The following is a 20,859-nucleotide window of genomic DNA, read 5'->3' as shown; positions in this document are numbered from 1 at the left end:
CCGCGGCTGGGCGGGCTAGTTCGCCTTCAGCATGTTGCGCAGCACGTACTGCAGGATGCCGCCGTTGCGGTAGTAGTCCGCCTCCCCGGGGGTGTCGATGCGTACCACCGCGTCGAACTCGGTCACGCTGCCGTCGTCTTTTGTGGCCTTGACGTGCACCGTTTTCGGCGTCTTGCCGTTGTTGAGCTCCTCGATGCCGGTGATGTCGTACACCTCGGTGCCGTCGAGCTTCAACGACGCCGCCGACTCGCCCTGGGGGAACTGCAGCGGGATCACGCCCATGCCGATCAGGTTGGACCGGTGGATGCGCTCGAACGACTCGGTGATCACCGCACGCACGCCCAGCAGCACGGTTCCCTTGGCCGCCCAGTCGCGCGAGGAGCCCGAACCGTACTCCTTACCGCCCAGCACAACCAGCGGAATGTTCTGCGCCGCATAGTTTTGCGCGGCGTCGAAGATGAACGCCTGCGGGCCGCCGTCCTGGGTGAAGTCGCGGGTGTAGCCGCCGGACACATCGTCGAGCAGCTGGTTGCGCAGCCGGATGTTGGCGAACGTGCCGCGGATCATCACTTCGTGGTTACCGCGCCGCGAACCCAGCGAGTTGAAGTCCTTGGGCTGCACCCCGTTGGCTTCCAGATACTGGGCGGCCGGGGTGCCCTTCTTGATGCTGCCGGCCGGGCTGATGTGGTCGGTGGTCACTGAATCACCCAGCAACGCCAGCACTCTGGCGCCGGTGATGTCGGTCACCGGCTGCGGGTCGGCGGGCATGCCGTCGAAGTAGGGTGCCTTGCGCACGTAGGTCGACTTGTCGTCCCACTCGAAGGTGTTGCCCTCCGGGGTCGGCAGCGAGCGCCACCGCTCGTCGCCCTTGAACACGTCGGCGTAGGAGCTGGTGAACATCTCGCGGCTGATCGAGGAGGTGATGGTCTCCTGGATCTCGGCCGGGCTGGGCCAGATGTCCTTCAAAAACACATCGTTGCCCTCAGTGTCCTGCCCCAGCGGCTCGGTTTCGAAGTCGAAGTCCATGGTGCCCGCGATGGCGTAGGCGATCACCAACGGCGGCGACGCCAGGTAGTTCATCTTCACGTCGGGCTGGATGCGGCCCTCGAAGTTCCGGTTGCCGGACAGCACCGCGCTGACCGACAGGTCGTTCTCGTTGATCGCGGCCGAGATCTCGTCGGGCAGCGGGCCGGTGTTGCCGATGCAGGTGGTGCATCCGTAGCCGCCCAGGTAGAAGCCCAGCTTCTCCAGATACGGCCACAGGTTGGCCTTGTTGTAGTAGTCGGTGACGACCTGGGAGCCCGGGGCCATGTTCGTCTTGACCCACGGCTTGGACGTCAGGCCCTTCTCGACGGCCTTCTTGGCGAGCAGCGCGGCACCCAGCATCACCTCCGGGTTGGAGGTGTTGGTGCAGGAGGTGATGCCGGCGACGACGACGGCACCGTGGTCGAGGATGAGGTCGCCGCGCTCGGCCGAGGCCACCTTGACCGGCTTGCTCGGGCGGCCATTGGAGTTGCGGGCTGCAGACGGCAGCACCGCGTCGTCGTCGGCGAAGGACAGCGCCGCGGGGTCCGACGCGGGGAACGATTCCTCCACCGCCTCGTCCAGATGGCTGTGCGGGGTGGTGCCGTCCTCATTCACGTAGTTGTGAATGTCCTTGCGGAACGCGGTCTTTGCGTCGGAGAGCTCGATACGGTCCTGCGGGCGCTTCGGGCCGGCGATCGAGGGAACCACCGTGCCCAGGTCCAGCTCGATGTACTCGGAGAAGGCCGGTTCGTGGTCGGGGTCGTGCCACATGCCCTGGGTCTTGGCGTAGGCCTCCACCAACGCCAGCTGTTCCTCGGTACGCCCGGTCAGACGCAGGTACTTGATGGTTTCCTCGTCGATCGGGAAAATCGCCGCGGTGGAGCCGAATTCGGGGCTCATGTTGCCCAGGGTGGCGCGGTTGGCCAACGGCACCTCGGCAACCCCCTTGCCGTAGAACTCGACGAACTTGCCCACCACACCGTGGCGGCGCAGCATGTCGGTGACGGTGAGCACCACGTCGGTGGCGGTCACGCCGGACTTGATCTCACCGGTCAGCTTGAAACCGACGACGCGGGGGATGAGCATCGACACGGGCTGGCCCAGCATGGCCGCTTCGGCTTCGATACCGCCGACACCCCAGCCCAACACGCCCAGGCCGTTGACCATCGTGGTGTGCGAGTCGGTGCCCACGCAGGTGTCCGGGTAGGCGACGCTGACGGTCTTCCCGCCCTCCTCCCGGCTACGCACCATCACGGTGCGGGCCAGGTACTCGATGTTGACCTGGTGCACGATGCCGGTGCCCGGCGGAACCACCTTGAAGTCGTCGAAGGCGCCCTGGCCCCAGCGCAGGAACTGGTAGCGCTCGCCGTTGCGCTGGTACTCGAGTTCCACGTTGCGTTCGAAGGCGTCCGGGCTGCCGAACACGTCGAGGATCACCGAGTGGTCGATGACCAGCTCGGCCGGGGCCAGCGGGTTGACCTTCTCCGGGTCCCCGCCCAATGCGGCGACGGCCTCGCGCATGGTGGCCAGGTCGACGATGCAGGGCACGCCGGTGAAGTCCTGCATGACGACGCGCGCAGGGGTGAACTGGATCTCGATGCTGGGGTCGGCGGCGGGATCCCAGCCGGCGATCGCGGTGATGTGGTCCTTGGTGATGTTGGCGCCGTCCTCGGTGCGCAGCAGGTTCTCGGCGAGGACTTTGAGGCTGTAGGGAAGTTTCTCAGTGCCGGGTACCGCGTCGAGGCGGTAGATCTCGTATTTGTTGTCGCCGACCTCGAGCGTGGCGCGAGCTCCGAACGAATTCACGGAATCTGTGGTGGTCACATCAACTCCCCGGGATTGAGTTGTCGCCGTCGGCAGGGCTGAGCCGACGGCCGCCTCCAACTCTAACAGTACGATTGTCCTGCAATTCAGGGGTTGCGGGACTGGCGCCCCGGTGGGCCGAGTTGGCCGGGCGCTCAGGGCGATAAGTGTTTTGACTCTGCGTCTACGGCGGGCTGGCTCGGCGTGTCGCCGCCGTGCACGCATAGTCAACCGGTCACACTCAGCGGGCCGTGCAGCTCGCATCGTCGTCCGCGGTGTTGGATGGCGCGGCTCCTCAGCGGGCCGTGCGGCCCGCATCGTCGTCCGCGGTGTTGGATGGCGCGGCTCCTCAGCGGGCCGTGCGGCCCGCATCGTCGTCCGCGCGGTACCGTTTTTGACCGTGACCATCCTGCATGCGCCGACGGAGATCCCGGACGTTGTCTGCCGCACCGTCGGGCTGGCGCCGTCGACGCCGACGGACGTCTGCATGGAACTGGTGCAAAAGGACATCGCCGAGGACGCCGTCAGCGCGCCGGATCAGGTGCCCGCATTGCGGACCGTGGTGCAGCAGGCCGGCCAGGACGGGATCGACCTCAAGATCGTGGTGACCGACGCCAACCCGATCACCGACACCATGCTGCGCGATGTCGCCACCGTGGTCGGCAAGGGCTTCCCGGATTCGACGGTGCTGGTGCTCAGCCCGTCCTATGTCGGTAGCTACAGCGGACAGTTCGACCGGGCCAAGCTCGAGGCGGCCGAGGACCACGCCAAAACCGGGAACCCGGTGGTCTCGGCGCAGCACTTCGTGGCCGATTTGAATACCCCCGAATTTCCCTGGACCGCATTCACCATCGTGCTGCTGATCGGCGTGGTTGCGGCGGTTGTCGGTACCCGGATGCTGCAACAGCTCGGCAAACGATCCGAGACGGCGGACGAAACGTCGTAATTCGCCTTCCCAGCTGCTGATTCAGCGTCAGCAGCGGATCCGAGACCTGGTGTCGTAGCGAATACCCAGGTCACCATTCGGTCACAACCCCCTTAATTACAGGACTGTGGTTTGTGATGAAAGTTTCCAGAGGGTCTGATGTGACGTACGGTTCAAACGGTGCCTGTGTTGCGTTTGTGCTTTGAGTGATTAGTGAGGCCTGGCGCCGTCTGGTCCGTTCCGTTTGAGCCATCAGGAGACCCGAGTCGAATGAGACGCACCCGCCGCGACTCTGCGCTCCGCGTGGCTGTCACCAAAGCCGGGCCCACGGCGACGGCCGCGGCCATGCTGCTGTGCGGCCCGCTGTTCGCACCCGGGTCGGCCGGCGCGGAGCCGGCCTCGGATGGGATGGCCGCTCTCATCGCCGACGTCGCCGACGCCAACCAGCGCCTGCAGGACCTCGGAGCGCAAATCCAGGCAGAAAAGGAAAGCGTCAACAAAGCGGTCGTCGATGTGGCGACCGCGCGGGACAACGTCGCCGCCGCCCAGAACGACGTCGACACCAGCCAACAGGCCGTCAGCAACGCCAACGCCGCGATCAGCACCGCTCAGCAGCGCTTCGACAAGTTCGCGGTGGCCAGCTACGTGAACGGTCCCTCGGACAGCATTCTGACCGCGGACAGCCCCGACGACATCCTGGCCGCCGCAAGCGCCGGCCAGACCCTGGCGGCCAGCTCCGACGACGCGATGGCAGCGCTGCAGGCCGCGCGCACCGAGCAGGTCAACAAGGAATCGGCGGCCCGGCTGGCCAAACAGCGCGCCGACCAGGCTTTGACCGACGCCCAGTCCAGTCAGGACACGGCGGTCGCCAAGCTCGCCGAGACCCAGCGCACCTTCGGGGCGCAGCAGCAACAGATCGACCAGTTGGCCGCCCGTCGCAACGAGGCCCAGGCCAAACTCGCCGCCGCCCGGCGCGCCGCCGACCCGGCCGCGCCGCCGGGCACCGCTCCCGCCGACCAATGGGATCCCAAGACCGCGCAGCCGTCGGGTCCTCGCCGCTGGGACGGGGAGTGGGACCCCACGCTGCCGCAGGTGCCCAGCGCCTTCGTCAGCGGCGACCCGGTGGCCGTCATCAATACCCTGCTCGGCTATTCGCAGACGTCGGCGCAGGTCACCCAGGACATGGGCCGCAAGTTCATGCAGAGCCTGGGCCTGCTGCCCACCCAGACCGGCTACACCAACACCCCGGGCGCCATTCCGAGGGTCTATGGCCGGCAGGCCTCCGAATACGTGATCCGGCGTGCCGGTTCGCAGATCGGGGTGCCCTATTCGTGGGGTGGCGGGAACGCCGCCGGACCCAGTAAGGGCATCGGCTCGGGTTCTGGCACCGTCGGTTTCGACTGCTCGGGGCTGGTGCTCTACGGATTCGCCGGGGTCGGCATCAAGCTGCCGCACTACTCGGGATCCCAGTACGAGATGGGGCGCAAGATCCCGTCCGCTCAGATGCGCCGCGGCGACGTCATTTTCTACGGCCCCGGCGGCAGTCAGCACGTGACGATCTACCTGGGTAACGGCCAGATGCTGGAGGCGCCCGACGTCGGACAAACCGTGAAGATCTCGCCGGTGCGCACCAGCGGCATGACCCCTTACGTGATCCGTTACATCGAGTACTGACGAAAGGTCCTATGCACCATCAGGTTTCCCGTCTCAGCAGACTGATCTGGGTGATGCTGGCAGTGCTTCCGCTGCTGGTGGGCCTGGCCGGTCCGGCGAAGGCTGACCCGGGGTGGGACCCGACGTTGCCGCAGATCATCAGCGCCGGGGCGCCCGGTGATCCGGTGGCGATGGCCAACGCGTCGTTGCAGGCCACCGCCCAGGCCACCCAGACCACCATGGATCTGGGCCGCAAGTTCCTGTCCGGGCTCGGGTTCAACGTCGGCGGCGCCGACGCCCCGGTCAGCACCGCTCCCGGGCAGCGGGTGCGCGGCCCGCAAGCCATCGAGTACGTCATCCGCCGGGGCGGCTCGCAGATGGGCGTGCCCTACTCGTGGGGCGGAGGCTCGTTGACCGGCCCGAGCAAAGGCGTCGACGACGGCGCCAACATCGTCGGCTTCGACTGCTCGGGTTTGATGCGGTACGCCTTCGCCGGCGTCGGTGTGCTGATCCCGCGGTTCTCCGGCGACCAGTACAACGCCGGGCGGCACATTCCCCGGGACCAGGCCCGCCGCGGTGACCTGATCTTCTACGGTCCCGGCGGCGGCCAGCACGTCACCATGTATCTGGGCAACGGCCAGATGCTGGAAGCTTCCGGCAGCGCCGGCAAGGTCGTCGTCTCTCCGGTGCGAACCGGCGGTATGACGCCGTACCTGACCCGGATCATCGAGTACTGAGCGCGGCTGGGCAGCGGCGGGTCGGAGGCCACGTCGACGGAATCCCAGTCGCCTGGAATAGTGAAACGAGGGCACGCCGCTGCCCCGCGGCCGCCGGTCGTGTCAGCAGTTGTGTCCGATAGAGCTTGTGGAGGGTAGTCCATGACGTCATCAGAGGGAGCGCCGGCGGGCGCCAGCGGTTTCTCCGGCGCGGAGACGCGCGCGGCAGGGGAGCCGTCTGCCGCCGCTGGAAACGGGCTGGCGGCCGATGTGCACGCCCTGGAGCGGGCCATCTTCGAGGTCAAACGGATCATCGTGGGCCAGGACCAGCTCGTTGAACGCATCCTGGTCGGGCTGCTGGCCAAGGGCCACGTGCTGCTCGAGGGTGTGCCGGGCGTGGCCAAGACCCTTGCCGTGGAGACCTTCGCCAAGGTGGTCGGCGGGACGTTCGCCCGCATCCAGTTCACCCCGGACCTGGTGCCCACCGACATCATCGGTACCCGCATCTACCGGCAGGGCAAGGAGGAGTTCGACACCGAGCTGGGCCCGGTGGTGGTCAACTTCCTGCTCGCCGACGAGATCAACCGCGCCCCGGCCAAGGTGCAGTCGGCGCTGCTGGAGGTCATGCAGGAACGCAAGGTGTCCATCGGCGGCAAGACGTTCCCGCTGCCCAACCCGTTCCTGGTGATGGCCACCCAGAACCCGATCGAGCACGAAGGCGTCTACCCGCTGCCCGAGGCGCAGCGCGACCGGTTCCTGTTCAAGATCAACGTCGACTACCCGTCGTCGGAGGAAGAGCGCGAGATCATCTACCGGATGGGCGTCAAGCCGCCGGAGCCCAAGCAGATCCTGCAGGCGGGAGACCTGCTGCGGTTGCAGGAGCGTGCGGCCAACAACTTCGTGCACCACGCGCTGGTCGACTACGTGGTCCGGGTGGTCGCTGCCACCCGGCACCCGGAGCAGTTCGGCATGCCCGACGTCAAGGCGTGGATCGGCTACGGTGCCTCGCCGCGCGCCTCGTTGGGCATCATCGCGTCCTCACGCGCGCTGGCGCTGGCGCGGGGGCGTGACTACGTGATTCCGCAGGACGTCATCGAGGTCATCCCCGACGTGCTGCGGCACCGACTGGTGCTCACCTACGACGCGCTGGCCGACGAGATCACCCCGGAGGTCGTCATCAACCGGGTGCTGCAGACGGTGGCCCTGCCACAGGTGAATGCCGTTCCGCAGCAAGGATCGTCGATGCCCACCGTCGCCACGGCTAGCGCTCGGTGACCGATCCAGGCACCCGGACTCAACCGGCGGGCGTGAGTCCGCCGTCGATGCTGCGCGGCGATATCAACGACCCCAAACTCGCTGCCGCGCTGCGCACCCTGGAGCTGACCGTCAAACGCAAGCTCGACGGCGTGCTGCACGGCGATCACCTCGGCTTGATCCCCGGCCCCGGTTCCGAACCCGGTGAGTCGCGGATCTACCAGCCCGGGGACGACGTCCGCCGGATGGACTGGTCGGTCACCGCCCGGACCAACCATCCGCACGTGCGGCAGATGATCGCCGACCGCGAGCTGGAAACCTGGCTGGTGGTCGACATGTCGGCCAGCCTGGACTTCGGCACCACCGGCTGCGAGAAGCGGGATCTGGCGGTGGCGGCCGCGGCGGCGATCACCTACCTCAACAGCGGCGGCGGTAACCGGCTGGGTGCGCTGATCGCCAACGGGGAACGGATCGTTCGCGTTCCGGCCCGCTCCGGGCGTCAGCATGAGCAGACCCTGTTGCGCACCATCGCGACCATGCCCAAGGCGCCGTTGGGCGTGCGCGGGGATCTGGCGCTGGCCATCGACGCACTGCGGCGGCCCGAGCGTCGGCGCGGGATGGCGGTGGTGATCAGCGACTTCCTGGGTCCGATCAACTGGATGCGCCCGCTGCGGGCGATCGCCGCCCGCCACGAGGTCCTGGGCATCGAGGTGCTCGATCCGCGCGATGTCGCGTTGCCCGACGTCGGCGATGTCATCCTGCAGGACACCGAATCCGGCGTCACCCGCGAGTTCACGATTGACGGACAACTGCGCGACGACTTCGCCGCCGCCGCCGCGGCCCACCGCTCCGATGTGGCCCGCACGCTGCGCAGCTGCGGCGCACCCCTGTTGTCGCTGAGGACCGACCGGGACTGGATCGCCGACATCGTCCGGTTCGTCGAATCCCGCCGTCGCGGGGCGCTGGCAGGGCACCAGTGACCCGGAGAGCACCCTGACCCGTACCGAAGAGACAGGCCTTTTATGACACTGCCGCTGCTCGGGCCCATGACGCTGACCGGTTTCGCCCACGCGTGGTTCTTCCTGTTCCTGCTGGTCGTCGTCGCGCTGGCGGGGCTGTACATCGTCGTGCAGGCGTCCCGCCACAAGCGGATGCTGCGATTCGCCAACATGGAGCTGCTGGAAAGCGTTGCCCCGAAACAGCCGAGCCGGCTGCGCCACCTGGCCGCGGGCCTGCTGCTGGCCTCGTTGGTGCTGTTCACCGTCGCGATGGCCGGCCCGACGCACGACGTGCGCATCCCACGCAACCGTGCGGTGGTGATGCTGGTGATCGATGTGTCGCAGTCGATGCGCTCCACCGATGTCGAACCCAGCCGGCTGGCCGCCGCGCAGGAGGCCGGTAAGCAGTTCGCCGACGAGCTGACCCCCGGTATCAACCTCGGCTTGATCGCCTATGCGGGCACCGCGACGGTGCTGGTCTCGCCGACCACCAACCGGGAGGCGACCAAAGCGGCCATCGACAAGCTGCAACTCGCCGACCGCACCGCGACCGGCGAGGGCATTTTCACCGCTTTGCAAGCGATCGCCACCGTGGGCGCGGTGATCGGCGGCGGCGACACCCCGCCGCCGGCGCGGATCGTGTTGGAGTCCGACGGCAAGGAGACCGTGCCGTCCAACCCGGACAACCCCAAGGGCGCGTTCACCGCGGCACGCACCGCCAAGGATCAGGGTGTGCCGGTGTCCACCATCTCCTTCGGCACCCGCTACGGCTACGTGGAGATCAACGGCCAGCGCCAACCGGTCCCCGTCGACGACGATTCGCTCAAGCGCATCGCCGATCTGTCCGGCGGCAGCTTCTACACCGCCTCCAGCCTGGAGCAGCTCAAGGACGTGTACTCGACGCTGCAAGACCAGATCGGGTTCGAGACGATCCGCGGCGATGCCTCCACAGGCTGGCTGCGGCTGGGTTCGCTGGTGTTGGCACTGTCCGCGCTGGCGGCCCTGCTGATCAACCGCCGCCTGCCGGATTAGGTGACATTCGAGGTCCGCTGGGTATCGTATTGTCACCGTATGGGATGCCCAAACAGCGCAACGTCGGGTAGGTATGGTTTACGAGCGATCACTCGGGCAGTGGGTCTGGCCACCGCGGCGCTGACACTGGCGGGCTGCGGAACCACGGCGGTGGACGGCACACCGACGACCGCCAGCCAGACCTCCGCCACCGCGGCGGTGGACTTCTCCCAGCTCGACAGCGGGAACTACCCGACCAAGCCGCAGCCGCCCCTGGGTGAGGCCGGGTCAAATGCCAAGGGTGCGCTCGTCGAGGCGGCCCGCCTCGCCGATTACGTTGTGGGGCCATGGGAAGCCGATCCGAAACTCACCCAGTCGGATCGCCGGGCCGCCATGCTCCTCAAAGATGCCAGCGCGGTCGTCCTCGTCCTGCATCAGAAGATCGCGGCAGCGGCCGGCGAGCACGGCTTCATCACCGGCTTCGGCACACAACGCGCCAATGCCGCACCGAACGACACGTCGCTGCTCAACACGGTGATGGAATTTCCCGACCCGGCCGCGGCGGCTGCGGCAGCCGCAGACTTCTCGGCGCGCGCGCTGGACCCGGAAACCATCATCAACGACGACCCGGTGTCGACATCGATTCCCGGGCATCCTGATGCCCCGGCCGTCACCTACGGCGCCAACGGATGGACCACCGTTCAGGCGATCACCGCCAACGGGCCCTTTGTGCTGTTGCAGCGCGTGGAAACTACCCTCGGTATCGATTCGGGGGCGGCGTTGGTAGCGAAGACTCTTGACCTGCAGGCGTCGGCAATCGCCGGCTTCAAGCCGACGCCGCCACAGGACCTCGCCAAGCTGCCTGCCGACCCGAGTGGTCTGCTCGCGCGAACGCTGCCGGACAACAGTGAGCACCGCGCGGTGGTCAACAACCAGGTGTACGGGCCGCACGCAGCCCTGCTTTTTCAGTCCGACCCGGCTGCCACCGCCACGCTGTTCAAAGACACCGGCACGGACCTGATGTCCAAGGGCAACGCCACCGTCTACCGCGCTGCCGATGCTCAGGGCGCGCAGCGCATCCGCGACACGTTCGTTGCCGAGGTCAAGACCGGGGGCTTCAAATCGGCGGACGGCGTGAAAGGGCTTCCCGAAAGCCGCTGCCTGCAGTCGGGCGCGCAGTTCTGGTGTATGGCGGTGGGTGACCGCTACGCCATCGAGGTGGACAGCAGCCAGTTGAAGGATGCCCATCAGAAGATCACGGCTCAATACATGATCCTGATGTCGAACTGAACACGGGCCTGGCCGGTGCGGGGTCGACGCACTGATAGGTTTAGCGCCGTGACTGACGTAGCCGCTGGCGGCAAGCCCGCCTTCGTGTCCCGATCCGTGCTGGTCACCGGCGGAAACCGGGGGATCGGTCTGGCCATCGCCCAGCGACTGGCCGCCGACGGCCACAAGGTGGCGGTCACGCACCGGGGATCCGGGGCGCCGGACGGGTTGTTCGGCGTCGAGTGCGACGTCACCGACAACGACGCCGTGGACCGCGCTTTCACCCAGATCGAGGAGCACCAGGGGCCCGTCGAGGTGCTGGTGTCCAACGCCGGTATCTCCAAGGACGCGTTCCTGATGCGGATGACCGAGGAGCGCTTCCAAGAGGTCATCAACGCCAACCTCACCGGCGCGTTCCGGGTGACCCAGCGCGCGTCGCGCAGCATGCAGCGCAAGCGCTTCGGCCGGATCATCTACATCGGCTCGGTCTCGGGCACCTGGGGGATCGGCAACCAGGCCAACTATGCGGCCGCCAAGGCCGGTCTGATCGGCATGGCCCGCTCGATCTCGCGGGAGCTGTCCAAGGCCGGTGTGACCGCGAACGTCGTCGCGCCCGGCTACATCGACACCGAGATGACCCGCGCCTTAGACGAGCGGATCCAGGCGGGCGCGCTGGAGTTCATCCCGGCCAAGCGGGTCGGCACGGCCGCCGAGGTCGCCGGTGCGGTCAGCTTCCTGGCCTCCGAGGACGCCAGCTACATCGCCGGCGCGGTGATCCCGGTCGACGGCGGCATGGGCATGGGCCACTAAAGACAGAGCGAAGGACATTTCATGGCAGGCTTTCTCGACGGCAAGCGGATCCTGGTCACCGGGATCATCACCGACTCCTCGATCGCGTTCCACATCGCAAAGGTGGCACAGGAGGCCGGCGCGCAGCTGGTGCTCACCGGCTTTGACCGGATGCGGCTGATCCAGCGCATCGCGGACCGGTTGCCGGAGCCGGCGCCGCTGCTGGAACTCGACGTGCAGAACAACGAGCACCTGGACTCGTTGGCGGCCCGGATCACCGAGGTGATCGGCGAGGGCAACAAGCTCGACGGTGTGGTGCACTCGATCGGCTTCATGCCGCAGACCGGGATGGGAATCAACCCATTCTTCGACGCCCCGTATGAGGACATCGCCAAGGGCATCCACATCTCGGCCTACTCGTATGCCTCGCTGGCCAAGGCGACGCTGCCGGTCATGAACCCGGGTGGGTCGATCGTCGGGATGGACTTCGACCCGACCCGCGCCATGCCGGCCTACAACTGGATGACGGTGGCCAAGAGCGCATTGGAGTCGGTCAACCGATTCGTGGCGCGCGAGGCGGGCCAATTCGGGGTGCGCTCCAATCTGGTTGCGGCCGGACCGATCCGGACCCTGGCGATGAGCGCCATCGTCGGCGGCGCGCTGGGTGAAGAGGCAGGCGACCAGATGCGGCTGCTCGAGGAGGGCTGGGACCAGCGCGCCCCGGTCGGCTGGGACATGAAGGATCCCACCCCGGTCGCCAAAACGGTGTGCGCGCTGCTCTCCGACTGGCTGCCGGCCACCACCGGGACCGTCGTCTACGCCGACGGCGGCGCCCACACCCAGCTGCTGTAGGGAAGTGCGGTGCACTTTGATGCCGTCCTGCTGCTGTCGTTCGGCGGGCCCGAAGGGCCTGAGCAGGTGCGGCCGTTCCTGGAGAACGTCACCCGAGGACGCGGCATCCCCCCGGAGCGACTCGATGCGGTTGCCGAGCACTACCTGCATTTCGGCGGGGTATCGCCGATCAACGGGATCAACCGCGCCCTGATCGAACAGTTACGAGCCGAACTGGACCTGCCGGTCTATTTCGGCAATCGCAACTGGGAACCCTACGTCGAAGACACGGTTGCGGCCATGCGCGACAACGGGGTTCGCCGTGCTGCGGTCTTCACCACCTCGGCATGGGGCGGCGAATCCAGCTGTACGCGATACGTTGAGGACATCGAGCGGGCTCGCCGCGCGGCCGGCGCCAACGCACCCGAGCTGGTGAAGCTGCGACAGTATTTCGACCACCCGCTGATGGTGGAGATGTTCGCCGACGCCATCGCAGCCGCGGCCGCCACGGTGCCGACAGATGCCCGGCTGGTGTTCACCGCGCATTCGATTCCGGTGGCCGCCGACCAGCGTTACGGCCCACAGCTTTACAGCCGCCAAGTCGGCTACGCCGCGGGGCTGGTCGCCGCCGCCGCCGGGTATTCCGAATACGACCAGGTGTGGCAGTCACGCTCGGGCCCGCCGCGCATCCCGTGGCTGGAGCCCGACGTCGCCGAGCACCTCGCCACGTTGGCGGACAACGGGACCCAGGCGGTAATCGTCTGTCCGATCGGGTTTGTCGCCGACCACATCGAGGTGGCATGGGACCTCGACCACGAATTACGGGCGCAGGCGCAGGCCGCAGGAATGGCTTTCGCGCGCGCGGCGACGCCCAACGCGGACCGGCGGTTCGCCGAGCTGGCCCGTGACCTGATCGACGAGCTGCGGTACGGCCGTGAGCCTTCGCGTGTCAGCGGGCCAAGCCCGGTGCCGGGCTGCGGATTCGGTGTCAACGGCGCACCCTGCCGGCCGCCGCACTGTGTGGCTGAGCGCTGAGTTGCTCTAGACCTGCCAGGCGGACTGCAGGATCGCGTCGACGGCGGCCAGTCGCGCGGACCGGACCACCGCGGCCAACGGCCGCAGCGCATTTCCGGCGAGCTGAGCCTCCGACAGCGACCGCACACCGCTGGGCTCGAGTTCTGAGGTGACCGTGATGATCGCATCGACGTGGGCGGCGGTGTTGAGCACCCGCACCGCGCGCGACGGCGCATGCTCGGGAACCGGGTGGTGCGCCGTGGTTTCCAGCACCTGTTCGACAAGGGTGCGCGGGTCGGCCACGCGGTCGCCGATCGCGCCCAGCGCGGACAGTGCGTCGGCCGCAGCGCGCACCGCCGAACGCAGGTCGTGTTCGGCTTGGCCGAGGTCGTGCTGCTGCGGAACCGGCACATCCGACAGGGCGTAGACGATCCAGGACAACGCCTCGGACTCGTCGTACTCGGGAACCAGCCCGATCGCGGCGCCGCGCGGGCCGGTGACCAGGATCGCCTCACCGGCGGCCAGCGCATCCTGGGCGAACTGGGTGCCCGCCGGCAGCCCACGTACATCACCGGGGACCGGCAACACCACACTGATGGTCGGCTCCGCGCGCCCGCCGGCCGCGGCGCGCACGGTCTGCAACAGCGACATCGTCCCGGCAGTGTTCACGTCGGGCCACGGCAACCCGGAATTCCCGGCCGCAACGGCGTCGTAGGCGGTCACCGATTGCCGTAACGCCCAATGCATTAACGCGTCGAGGACATCGTCGGGGGCGGCCTGTCCGGCGAGCCACGCGTTTGCCCACACCGACAGCGTTCCGCTTGGGCACCACATGACGTCGCAGTCTAATAGCGCAGCCGTCAGCAGGCCGCCAGACACGGGTCCGATGGGTCGACCCGCTGCGCCCGGCTCTGCCGCGCTTGCGATCGCCCCGCTAGGCTGGCGACATGCCCGCCGCGCTGATCTGGCTGATTGCCGCACTCGGGCTCGCCGGCGCCGAGGTGTTGACCGGCGACATGTTCCTGCTGATGCTCAGCGGCGGCGCGCTCGCCGCATCCGGCACGAGCTGGTTGCTGGACTGGCCGGCGTGGGCCGACGGGGCGGTGTTCCTGGTGGTTTCGCTGCTGTTGCTGCTGTTGGTCCGGCCCGGTCTGCGGCGACGCCTGACGCCGCCGGTGGACACCGCCACCGGTATCGCCGCGTTGGAGGGCAAAAGCGCGCTGGTGCTGGACCGGGTCGCCCGGCACGAGGGGCAGGTCAAGGTCGACGGTGAGGTCTGGACGGCGCGGCCGCTCAACGACGACGACGTCTTCGAACCCGGTGAGCAGGTGACCGTCATGCAGATCGACGGCGCCACCGCGGTGGTCTGGAAGAGCTAGCAGAAGGAGGTCTCATGGAGGGATACACAGGCGGGCTGGTGTTCCTGGCCGTCCTGGTGATCTTCGCGGTCATCGTGGTGGCCAAGTCGATCGCCCTGATCCCGCAGGCCGAGGCCGCGGTAATCGAGCGCCTGGGCCGCTACAGTCGCACCGTCAGCGGGCAGCTGACGCTGTTGGTGCCGTTCATCGACCGGGTGCGCGCCCGGGTGGACCTGCGTGAGCGGGTGGTGTCGTTCCCGCCGCAGCCGGTGATCACCGAGGACAACCTGACCCTCAACATCGACACGGTGGTGTACTTCCAGGTCACCAACCCGCAGGCGGCGGTGTACGCGATCAGCAACTACATCGTCGGCGTCGAGCAGCTGGCCACCACCACGCTGCGCAACGTGGTCGGCGGCATGACGCTGGAGCAGACCCTGACCTCGCGCGAGGTGATCAACAGCCAACTGCGCGGCGTGCTGGACGAAGCCACCGGCCGCTGGGGGCTGCGGGTGGCGAGGGTGGAGCTGCGCAGCATCGACCCGCCGCCGTCGATCCAGGCATCGATGGAAAAGCAGATGAAAGCCGACCGGGAAAAGCGGGCGATGATCCTGACCGCTGAGGGCTCGCGCGAGTCGGCGATCAAGCAGGCCGAAGGACAGAAGCAGGCCGAGATTCTGGCCGCCGAGGGCGCCAAGCAGGCCGCGATTCTGGCGGCCGAAGCCGAACGACAGTCCCGGATCCTGCGGGCCCAGGGGGAGCGGGCCGCCGCCTACCTGCAAGCCCAGGGGCAGGCCAAGGCCATCGAGAAAACGTTCGCCGCGATCAAGGCCGGCCGGCCGACCCCGGAAATGCTGGCCTACCAATATCTGCAGGTGCTGCCGCAGATGGCCAAGGGCGAAGCCAACAAGGTGTGGGTGGTGCCCAGCGACTTCGGTTCGGCGCTGCAGGGTTTCACCAAGCTGCTCGGGGCCCCCGGCGATGACGGGGTTTTCCGGTATCAGCCCTCGCCGGTCGACGACGTCGCTCCGGCGGCCGTCGACGACGAGGACGTCGCCGACTGGTTCTCCACCGAAACCGATCCGGCGACCGCGCAGGCCGTCGCCAAGGCAGAGGCCGACGCCCGTAAACCCGTCGACGACGCGTTGGCGGGCCCACCGCGCCATCAGGCCGCTCCGGAACTGTCACCACCCGCGGCCTACCCGCCGGCGCAGCCGTAAGGTTGGACCATGAGCGCCCTGACATCGAACAAGACCTACGCGGCGCTGGCCGCCTTTCAGGCCGGCGATGCGGTGGCATGCGGCATCCCGATTCCCTATATCGAGAAAAGCCTTGACACGCTGGGTGTTCCACCGAACATCCGGTGGGTCCTGCCGGCCTCCAAAGCCGCCTCGGTGGTCGGTCTGCTGGCCGCGAGCCGATTCCCGGCGCTGGCGCGGCTGACGACGGCGATGCTGACGCTGTACTTCGCGCTGGCGGTCGGTGCACACCTGCGGGTGCGCGACAAACCGGTCAATACCATTCCGGCGGCGACGTTCCTGCTGACCTATGCGGTGATGACCGCCAAGGGCCCGGACAGCGCGGGGGACTAGGTCATTCGGCCGGACCGAGCAGCCGGCGCTTCTCCTCGACGAATTCGTCCTCGGTGAGCAGCCCGGCATCACGCAGTTCGGCCAGCTCACGCAGGTCGGCGCCGATGGACTGGACGCGGCTGGTCGGCGGCGGTTTGGGTGCGGCCGCACGTTGTTTGGCCGTCAGGCCGCCCGTTACGCCGCGGCCGCGCCCGACGACCCCGGCCAGCGCCCGCCCGGCCACACCCGCGGTGGCCATCTCGGCGAACGGGACGGCCGCCTCCCCGGCGGCCACCGCGGGAACGGCACCCATGGCGGACGTCGCACTGAGGTTCTGAATCGCCAACGGTGCGGCCACCGTCCAGGCCTGCGGCACCGACAACGCGCCGATCGACGCGGCTTCCCCCAGTCCTGCCGCGACCGGCGCGGCCGACGACGCCATGAAGGGCATGAACAGCGGCGGCACCAGGCCTTCGGCGGTCTCGATCATCTCGACACCGAGCATGTCGATCCCGAAGGTGCCGATGGCGTCGATCCCGAACGTGCCGGCCGAATCGATGACGAATGTGCCGAACAGGCTCGACGCCAGCCCCGCGGCGGCCATCGCCAGGGCAGGGTCGGCCGCTAGCGACGATGCCAGCGCGTTCGGCAACGCCGCCGAGCCCGCGGCGGCCACCGTCGGCGACGTCAGCGACTGCAACGCATTCGGCACGGCTGCAAGCTGGGTGACCGCGTTGTGCACCTGGCTGCCGGCCGCGCTGGCGGTGGCCTGGCCGACGGCGGCGGCCTGGCTGGTCGATCCGGCCGGGTTGGTGGTCTGTGGTGGCTCGCTGAACGGGGTCAGGGCCGAGGCCGCCGCGGCACTGCCGGCGTAGCCGTACATGGCTGTGGCGTCCTGGGCCCACATCTCGGCATAGTGCGCCTCGGTGGCCGCGATGGCCCCGGTGTTCTGGCCCAGGATGTTGCTGGCCAACAGCGACAGCAAGAGGGTGCGGTTGGCCGCGATGACCGGCGGTGGCACGGTCATGGTGAACGCCGCCTCATAGGCTGCCGCGGCGGCCTTGGCGCGGGTCGCGGTCTGTTCGGCCGCGGCAGCCGCGGTATACATCCACGTGACGTAGGGCTGGGTTGCCGCGGTCATCGACGCGGCCGACGCGCCCGACCATCCGGTGGCGAGCTCCGAGATCGCCGACTGGTAGCCCGCACCTGCCGCATGCAGTTCGGCCGCGAGCCCGTTCCACGCGGTGGCAGCGGCCAGCATCGGCGCCGAGCCCGGACCGGTGTACATCCGGGCGGAGTTGATCTCCGGTGGCACCGCCGCGAAATCCATTGATGCTCCGATCGCTCAGCCGGCTGCGAGAACGTTGGCGGCCTCGGTGGCCGCATACGAACCCGCGCTGGTCCCCAGGGTCTGGACAAACAGGTCATGCACCGCGGCCGCCTGCGCCGCGACCGACTGATACAGCTGGGCATGGGCGGTGAACTGCAGCGCCGTCAGCGCCGATACCGGATCGGCGGCGGCCGGGATCACCCCGGTGGTCGGGCCCGCCGCGGCGGTGTTGGCGGAGGTCAACGCTGAACCGACCCCGGCGAGCTGGCTGGCGGTGGCGGCCAATGCTTCCGGCTGCGCCGTTACGAACGGTGTCGTCATGGTTAAACTCCTCTCCAGTTGGCCGAATGAGAACCGCTACCCGGCAAGAGAATTCATGTCCGCTGGGGAAATTAGCCAGTGAACTTGAAATCAACCTGAAGATGCGCAAACGTGACCATGCTGCCGCCGCAGTGCTAACAATGGAGCATGACTGATCCGCGGCTGATCGACCGGCGGGGCCGACCGGCGGATGATGCGTTCAGCGTGGGCACTCCGCGAGTGCTGGTGGTGGAGGACTCGGAGACCATCCGCGAGATGGTCAGCGAGGCGCTGACCGACGCCGGCTATCTGGCTGACGCCCGTCCCGACGGAGAAGGGCTCGAGGAGGTCCTCGACGGGTTCCGGCCGGATCTGGTGGTGTTGGATCTGATGCTGCCGGGCCGCGACGGCTTCACCCTGCTCGAGGTGATCCTGCAGTGGGGTGACGCCGGGATTGTGCTGCTGACGGCCCGCGACGGTTTGCCCGACCGGCTGCGCGGCCTGGACGGCGGCGCCGATGACTACGTGGTCAAGCCCTTTGAACTCGCCGAGCTGCTGTCGCGGGTGGGTGCGGTGCTGCGCAGGCGCGGCCGGTTGCCCTCGGTGGTGCAGTTCGGGGATCTGATGCTGGATGCCGATGCCGGGGTGGCCAGCCGCGCCGGGCGGCCGTTGGAGCTGACGGCCACCGAGTTGAGGTTGCTGGTGTACCTCGTCGAACAGCGCGGCCGGATCGTCAGCGCCGGCCAGATCCTCAACGGGGTCTGGGGATATGACGCCTACGACCCCAACCTGGTGCAGGTGCACATCAGCGGACTGCGGCACAAGCTGGAGGCGCACGGCCCCCGAATCCTGCACACGGTCCGCGGCATCGGCTACCGGCTACGGCCACAACGTCCATGAGGGCAATGGCCGGAGACGTGGCCACTCCGACGCCGTCGCTGCAGCGCCGGGTGACGATGATGATGGTCGGGCTCATGGCGGTGCTGTTGTTGGCGTTGGGCATCGTCATCGACACCAGCCTGGGCGCCCAGGCGAACCAGAACCTGCATGACCGCTTGGCGGCTGCCATCACCCGTGCGGATTCCCTTGCCGCCATCAATATTTCGCCAGAACAGTTGGCGGATCAGCTCAACAGCGGCGTCGTGCGCGCACTGGTCGTCACCGCGGATGGCACCAGCTACGGCGACCCGGCGATCGAAGAGGACACTACCGCCGGCCAGATCACGGATCCGCAGCCGCTGGAACCGGACGACACCGCCACGGTGGTCGTGCACCCGTTGGCCGGCGGCGGGCGGGTCATCCTGGTCGCCGACACCACCGAGGTTCGGGAAACGATCCGGCAGTTGCGCCAATTGATGATCGGCGCCGGCCTGGCCACCCTGGTTGTGGCGGCGGTGTTGCTGCTCGCGGTCAGCCGCGCCGCGCTGCGACCATTGGAGCGCCTGACGGGGTTGGCCAAGGACATCACCACCGGGGATCGAGGTCGACGGCTGCGGCCCGCCAATGCCGAAACCGAACTCGGCCGTGCCGCCAGCGCATTCGACGACATGCTGGATGCGCTGGAGGATTCCGAACAGCGCGCCCAGCGTGCCGCCGCCGGCGCCCAACGTGCCGAGGCCGCCACTCGGAGATTCCTCGCCGACGCCGCCCACGAATTGCGCACCCCGATCGCCGGAATCCAAGCCGCTGCCGAACAGGTCGCCAGCAACGTGGACCAGGACGAAGCCGATGAGGCGGCACTGCGCCAATACCGGCGGGCCACCTTGCTCCTGGCCGATGCGCGGCGGGCGACCCGGCTGGTCACCGACATGCTGGAGTTGAGCTACATCGACGCCGGGCTGCCACTGGAGATGAAGGACACCGACTTGGCGGCGATCGTCAACGTCGAAGTGGACCGCGCCACGATGCTGGCACCGCAGCTGGTGATTGAACACACCGGGCCGGCGGCGCTGGCGGTCCGGGCCGACCCGACGCGGGTGGCGCAGATCCTGTCCAACCTGCTGGACAATGCCCGTCGGTGTACATCGGCCGGCGGGCGGATCAGCGTCGTTGTGCAGCGCCGCGACGACGCCAGCGTGGAAGTGACCGTGACCGACACCGGACCCGGAATTCCGCCGGGCGACGCTGAGCGCATCTTCGAGCGGCTGGTCAGATTGGACTCGGCACGTACCCGCGATCACGGCGGCGCCGGCCTGGGTTTGCCCATCGCGCGGGCGCTGGCCCGCGCGCACGGCGGCGACTTGATGTGCGTGCCGCGTGAGCACGGCGCGCAGATGCGGTTCGTCCTGCCGATCGGTACGGCGGCGCCGTAGCGTCACCCAGGGTCGGGACACAGGATCTGGCACCTGACTCCGGGCGCGCGTCCAATCCGTCGATCCAACGTCGCCAACGGCACGGCCAGCAGCTCGGCCAGCGCCACATAGCTGGCGTCGTAGCTGGACAGATTGGCCCGCAGCTGCCGGCATCGGGCTGCCAGCACCTCGTATGGCCACAAGTTGATTTGCAGATCGAGCAGGTCAGCATGCGCCTGTCCGGCATGGTCGGGGCTGGTCGATCCGGCCAGTTCAAGTCGCCGGATGACGTTGGCGCACTCAAAAGGCAACAGCGCGGGTGCGAATAGATCCGCGTCGGTGAGTTGCGCGGCGGCCCACTGGCCGTGGCTCCCGGAGTCCAACAACATCGCCGCCACTACGGACGCGTCGCAAACGATGCGCCCGCTCACCGGTGGTCGGCGTCCTTGGCGGACAGGATGTCTTGGGCGACCATACCGGCGTCAGTGGCATTTAGTCGCGCCCGGGCGCGAGCAACGACATCGGTAACGGTCGGCTTATCCGCGGTTGCGACGAGCAGGTCGCGCAGATATTCCTGCAGTGACTGTCCTGACCGTGCGGCGCGTGCGGCCAACTCGTCGCGGACCAGCGCGGGAACATCGCGAATCGTGACCGCAACCATTGCTGCATTATAGCTGTAACGCAGCTGTTTTAGCTGCACTCGGGTCAGCGCCCTTCTTG

The 20,859-nt window shown here is 68.0% G+C and carries 21 protein-coding genes; 15 read left to right on the top strand and 6 right to left on the bottom strand.

The window, feature by feature from the left end; translation table 11 throughout:
• Positions 1 to 15: 15 nt before the first annotated feature.
• Positions 16 to 2,850 (bottom strand): aconitate hydratase AcnA, encoded by a 2,835-nt coding sequence (gene acnA / locus AC5Y36_RS12460; protein ID WP_500041221.1) that lies wholly within the window; start codon positions 2,848 to 2,850, stop codon positions 16 to 18.
• A 379-nt stretch (positions 2,851 to 3,229) separates the two neighbouring features.
• Between acnA and AC5Y36_RS12455 the strand changes: the two genes are divergently transcribed.
• From AC5Y36_RS12455 to AC5Y36_RS12410, 10 genes are all read left to right on the top strand, one after another.
• Positions 3,230 to 3,775 carry an Rv1476 family membrane protein gene (locus tag AC5Y36_RS12455; protein WP_500041220.1) on the top strand — a complete coding sequence of 182 codons (546 nt, stop codon included), beginning with the start codon at positions 3,230 to 3,232 and terminating at the stop codon, positions 3,773 to 3,775.
• Between the two features lie 249 nt (positions 3,776 to 4,024).
• Positions 4,025 to 5,428: an NlpC/P60 family peptidoglycan endopeptidase RipA gene (gene ripA / locus AC5Y36_RS12450; RefSeq protein ID WP_500041219.1), complete on the top strand. Its 1,404-nt coding sequence runs from the start codon at positions 4,025 to 4,027 to the stop codon at positions 5,426 to 5,428.
• Between the two features lie 11 nt (positions 5,429 to 5,439).
• Positions 5,440 to 6,144 (top strand): NlpC/P60 family peptidoglycan endopeptidase RipB, encoded by a 705-nt coding sequence (ripB, locus tag AC5Y36_RS12445; RefSeq protein WP_500041218.1) that lies wholly within the window; start codon positions 5,440 to 5,442, stop codon positions 6,142 to 6,144.
• A gap of 141 nt (positions 6,145 to 6,285) precedes the next feature.
• A complete protein-coding gene (gene moxR1, locus AC5Y36_RS12440; RefSeq protein WP_500041217.1) occupies positions 6,286 to 7,398 on the top strand; it encodes a chaperone MoxR1 in 1,113 nt (370 codons plus the stop codon).
• A 47-nt stretch (positions 7,399 to 7,445) separates the two neighbouring features.
• Positions 7,446 to 8,357 carry a DUF58 domain-containing protein gene (locus AC5Y36_RS12435; protein WP_500041318.1) on the top strand — a complete coding sequence of 304 codons (912 nt, stop codon included), beginning with the start codon at positions 7,446 to 7,448 and terminating at the stop codon, positions 8,355 to 8,357.
• Between the two features lie 42 nt (positions 8,358 to 8,399).
• Complete coding sequence (locus AC5Y36_RS12430; RefSeq protein WP_500041216.1) at positions 8,400 to 9,407, top strand: VWA domain-containing protein; 1,008 nt, start codon at positions 8,400 to 8,402, stop codon at positions 9,405 to 9,407.
• A gap of 99 nt (positions 9,408 to 9,506) precedes the next feature.
• Positions 9,507 to 10,676 carry a DUF7373 family lipoprotein gene (locus tag AC5Y36_RS12425; RefSeq protein WP_500041215.1) on the top strand — a complete coding sequence of 390 codons (1,170 nt, stop codon included), beginning with the start codon at positions 9,507 to 9,509 and terminating at the stop codon, positions 10,674 to 10,676.
• A gap of 48 nt (positions 10,677 to 10,724) precedes the next feature.
• On the top strand, positions 10,725 to 11,465 hold the full coding sequence (gene fabG1, locus AC5Y36_RS12420) for a 3-oxoacyl-ACP reductase FabG1 (protein ID WP_500041214.1): 741 nt from the start codon (positions 10,725 to 10,727) through the stop codon (positions 11,463 to 11,465).
• A gap of 21 nt (positions 11,466 to 11,486) precedes the next feature.
• Positions 11,487 to 12,296, top strand: coding sequence for an NADH-dependent enoyl-ACP reductase InhA (gene inhA, locus AC5Y36_RS12415; protein WP_500041213.1), 810 nt, complete (start codon positions 11,487 to 11,489; stop codon positions 12,294 to 12,296).
• Between the two features lie 9 nt (positions 12,297 to 12,305).
• Positions 12,306 to 13,310, top strand: a complete 1,005-nt coding sequence (locus AC5Y36_RS12410) for a ferrochelatase (protein ID WP_500041212.1) — start codon at positions 12,306 to 12,308, stop codon at positions 13,308 to 13,310.
• A 6-nt stretch (positions 13,311 to 13,316) separates the two neighbouring features.
• Here the strand turns inward: AC5Y36_RS12410 and AC5Y36_RS12405 are convergent, their stop codons facing one another.
• Positions 13,317 to 14,123: an Rv1486c family protein gene (locus AC5Y36_RS12405; protein ID WP_500041211.1), complete on the bottom strand. Its 807-nt coding sequence runs from the start codon at positions 14,121 to 14,123 to the stop codon at positions 13,317 to 13,319.
• 113 nt (positions 14,124 to 14,236) lie between these two features.
• On the opposite strand from AC5Y36_RS12405, the gene AC5Y36_RS12400 reads away from it, so the two are divergent.
• From AC5Y36_RS12400 to AC5Y36_RS12390, 3 genes are read left to right on the top strand one after another with little or no spacing between them, the layout of a single operon-like run.
• Complete coding sequence (locus AC5Y36_RS12400; RefSeq protein ID WP_500041210.1) at positions 14,237 to 14,668, top strand: NfeD family protein; 432 nt, start codon at positions 14,237 to 14,239, stop codon at positions 14,666 to 14,668.
• 14 nt (positions 14,669 to 14,682) lie between these two features.
• The gene (locus AC5Y36_RS12395; RefSeq protein WP_500041209.1) at positions 14,683 to 15,867 is read left to right on the top strand and encodes an SPFH domain-containing protein; all 1,185 of its coding nucleotides are present in this window, start codon (positions 14,683 to 14,685) and stop codon (positions 15,865 to 15,867) included.
• A 9-nt stretch (positions 15,868 to 15,876) separates the two neighbouring features.
• Positions 15,877 to 16,239 (top strand): DoxX family protein, encoded by a 363-nt coding sequence (locus AC5Y36_RS12390; RefSeq protein WP_500041208.1) that lies wholly within the window; start codon positions 15,877 to 15,879, stop codon positions 16,237 to 16,239.
• 1 nt (position 16,240) lies between these two features.
• On the opposite strand, the gene AC5Y36_RS12385 is transcribed toward AC5Y36_RS12390, so the two are convergent.
• Together AC5Y36_RS12385 and AC5Y36_RS12380 are read right to left on the bottom strand one after the other, a co-directional pair.
• Positions 16,241 to 17,548: a PPE family protein, SVP subgroup gene (locus AC5Y36_RS12385; protein WP_500041207.1), complete on the bottom strand. Its 1,308-nt coding sequence runs from the start codon at positions 17,546 to 17,548 to the stop codon at positions 16,241 to 16,243.
• Between the two features lie 15 nt (positions 17,549 to 17,563).
• Entirely contained in the window at positions 17,564 to 17,869 is a 306-nt protein-coding gene (locus AC5Y36_RS12380; protein ID WP_500041206.1) for a PE family protein, read from the bottom strand.
• A gap of 147 nt (positions 17,870 to 18,016) precedes the next feature.
• On the opposite strand from AC5Y36_RS12380, the gene AC5Y36_RS12375 reads away from it, so the two are divergent.
• Positions 18,017 to 18,748 (top strand): response regulator transcription factor, encoded by a 732-nt coding sequence (locus AC5Y36_RS12375; RefSeq protein ID WP_500041205.1) that lies wholly within the window; start codon positions 18,017 to 18,019, stop codon positions 18,746 to 18,748.
• Between the two features lie 5 nt (positions 18,749 to 18,753).
• A complete protein-coding gene (locus AC5Y36_RS12370) occupies positions 18,754 to 20,160 on the top strand; it encodes a sensor histidine kinase (protein ID WP_500041204.1) in 1,407 nt (468 codons plus the stop codon).
• Between the two features lie 2 nt (positions 20,161 to 20,162).
• On the opposite strand, the gene AC5Y36_RS12365 is transcribed toward AC5Y36_RS12370, so the two are convergent.
• Together AC5Y36_RS12365 and AC5Y36_RS12360 are read right to left on the bottom strand one after the other, a co-directional pair.
• The gene (locus AC5Y36_RS12365) at positions 20,163 to 20,570 is read right to left on the bottom strand and encodes a type II toxin-antitoxin system VapC family toxin (protein ID WP_500041203.1); all 408 of its coding nucleotides are present in this window, start codon (positions 20,568 to 20,570) and stop codon (positions 20,163 to 20,165) included.
• The coding region (locus tag AC5Y36_RS12360) for a FitA-like ribbon-helix-helix domain-containing protein (RefSeq protein WP_500041202.1) at positions 20,567 to 20,859 on the bottom strand (293 nt) is incomplete at its 5' end. The genes AC5Y36_RS12360 and AC5Y36_RS12365, both read right to left, overlap by 4 nt.

This window comes from Mycobacterium sp. NGS50 (assembly GCF_059812545.1).
This window is presented reverse-complemented; position numbering and strand designations above follow the sequence as displayed.

Bases quoted from the DNA above. Each gene is read 5' to 3' on its own strand.
- ripA (WP_500041219.1), top strand. From the start codon at position 4,025: ATGAGACGCACCCGCCGCGACTCTGCGCTCCGCGTGGCTGTCACCAAA.
- ripB (WP_500041218.1), top strand. From the start codon at position 5,440: ATGCACCATCAGGTTTCCCGTCTCAGCAGACTGATCTGGGTGATGCTG.
- moxR1 (WP_500041217.1), top strand. From the start codon at position 6,286: ATGACGTCATCAGAGGGAGCGCCGGCGGGCGCCAGCGGTTTCTCCGGC.
- AC5Y36_RS12435 (WP_500041318.1), top strand. From the start codon at position 7,446: ATGCTGCGCGGCGATATCAACGACCCCAAACTCGCTGCCGCGCTGCGC.
- AC5Y36_RS12430 (WP_500041216.1), top strand. From the start codon at position 8,400: ATGACACTGCCGCTGCTCGGGCCCATGACGCTGACCGGTTTCGCCCAC.
- inhA (WP_500041213.1), top strand. From the start codon at position 11,487: ATGGCAGGCTTTCTCGACGGCAAGCGGATCCTGGTCACCGGGATCATC.
- AC5Y36_RS12405 (WP_500041211.1), bottom strand. From the start codon at position 14,123: ATGTGGTGCCCAAGCGGAACGCTGTCGGTGTGGGCAAACGCGTGGCTC.
- AC5Y36_RS12400 (WP_500041210.1), top strand. From the start codon at position 14,237: ATGCCCGCCGCGCTGATCTGGCTGATTGCCGCACTCGGGCTCGCCGGC.
- AC5Y36_RS12395 (WP_500041209.1), top strand. From the start codon at position 14,683: ATGGAGGGATACACAGGCGGGCTGGTGTTCCTGGCCGTCCTGGTGATC.
- AC5Y36_RS12390 (WP_500041208.1), top strand. From the start codon at position 15,877: ATGAGCGCCCTGACATCGAACAAGACCTACGCGGCGCTGGCCGCCTTT.
- AC5Y36_RS12385 (WP_500041207.1), bottom strand. From the start codon at position 17,548: ATGGATTTCGCGGCGGTGCCACCGGAGATCAACTCCGCCCGGATGTAC.
- AC5Y36_RS12380 (WP_500041206.1), bottom strand. From the start codon at position 17,869: ATGACGACACCGTTCGTAACGGCGCAGCCGGAAGCATTGGCCGCCACC.
- AC5Y36_RS12375 (WP_500041205.1), top strand. From the start codon at position 18,017: ATGACTGATCCGCGGCTGATCGACCGGCGGGGCCGACCGGCGGATGAT.
- AC5Y36_RS12370 (WP_500041204.1), top strand. From the start codon at position 18,754: ATGGCCGGAGACGTGGCCACTCCGACGCCGTCGCTGCAGCGCCGGGTG.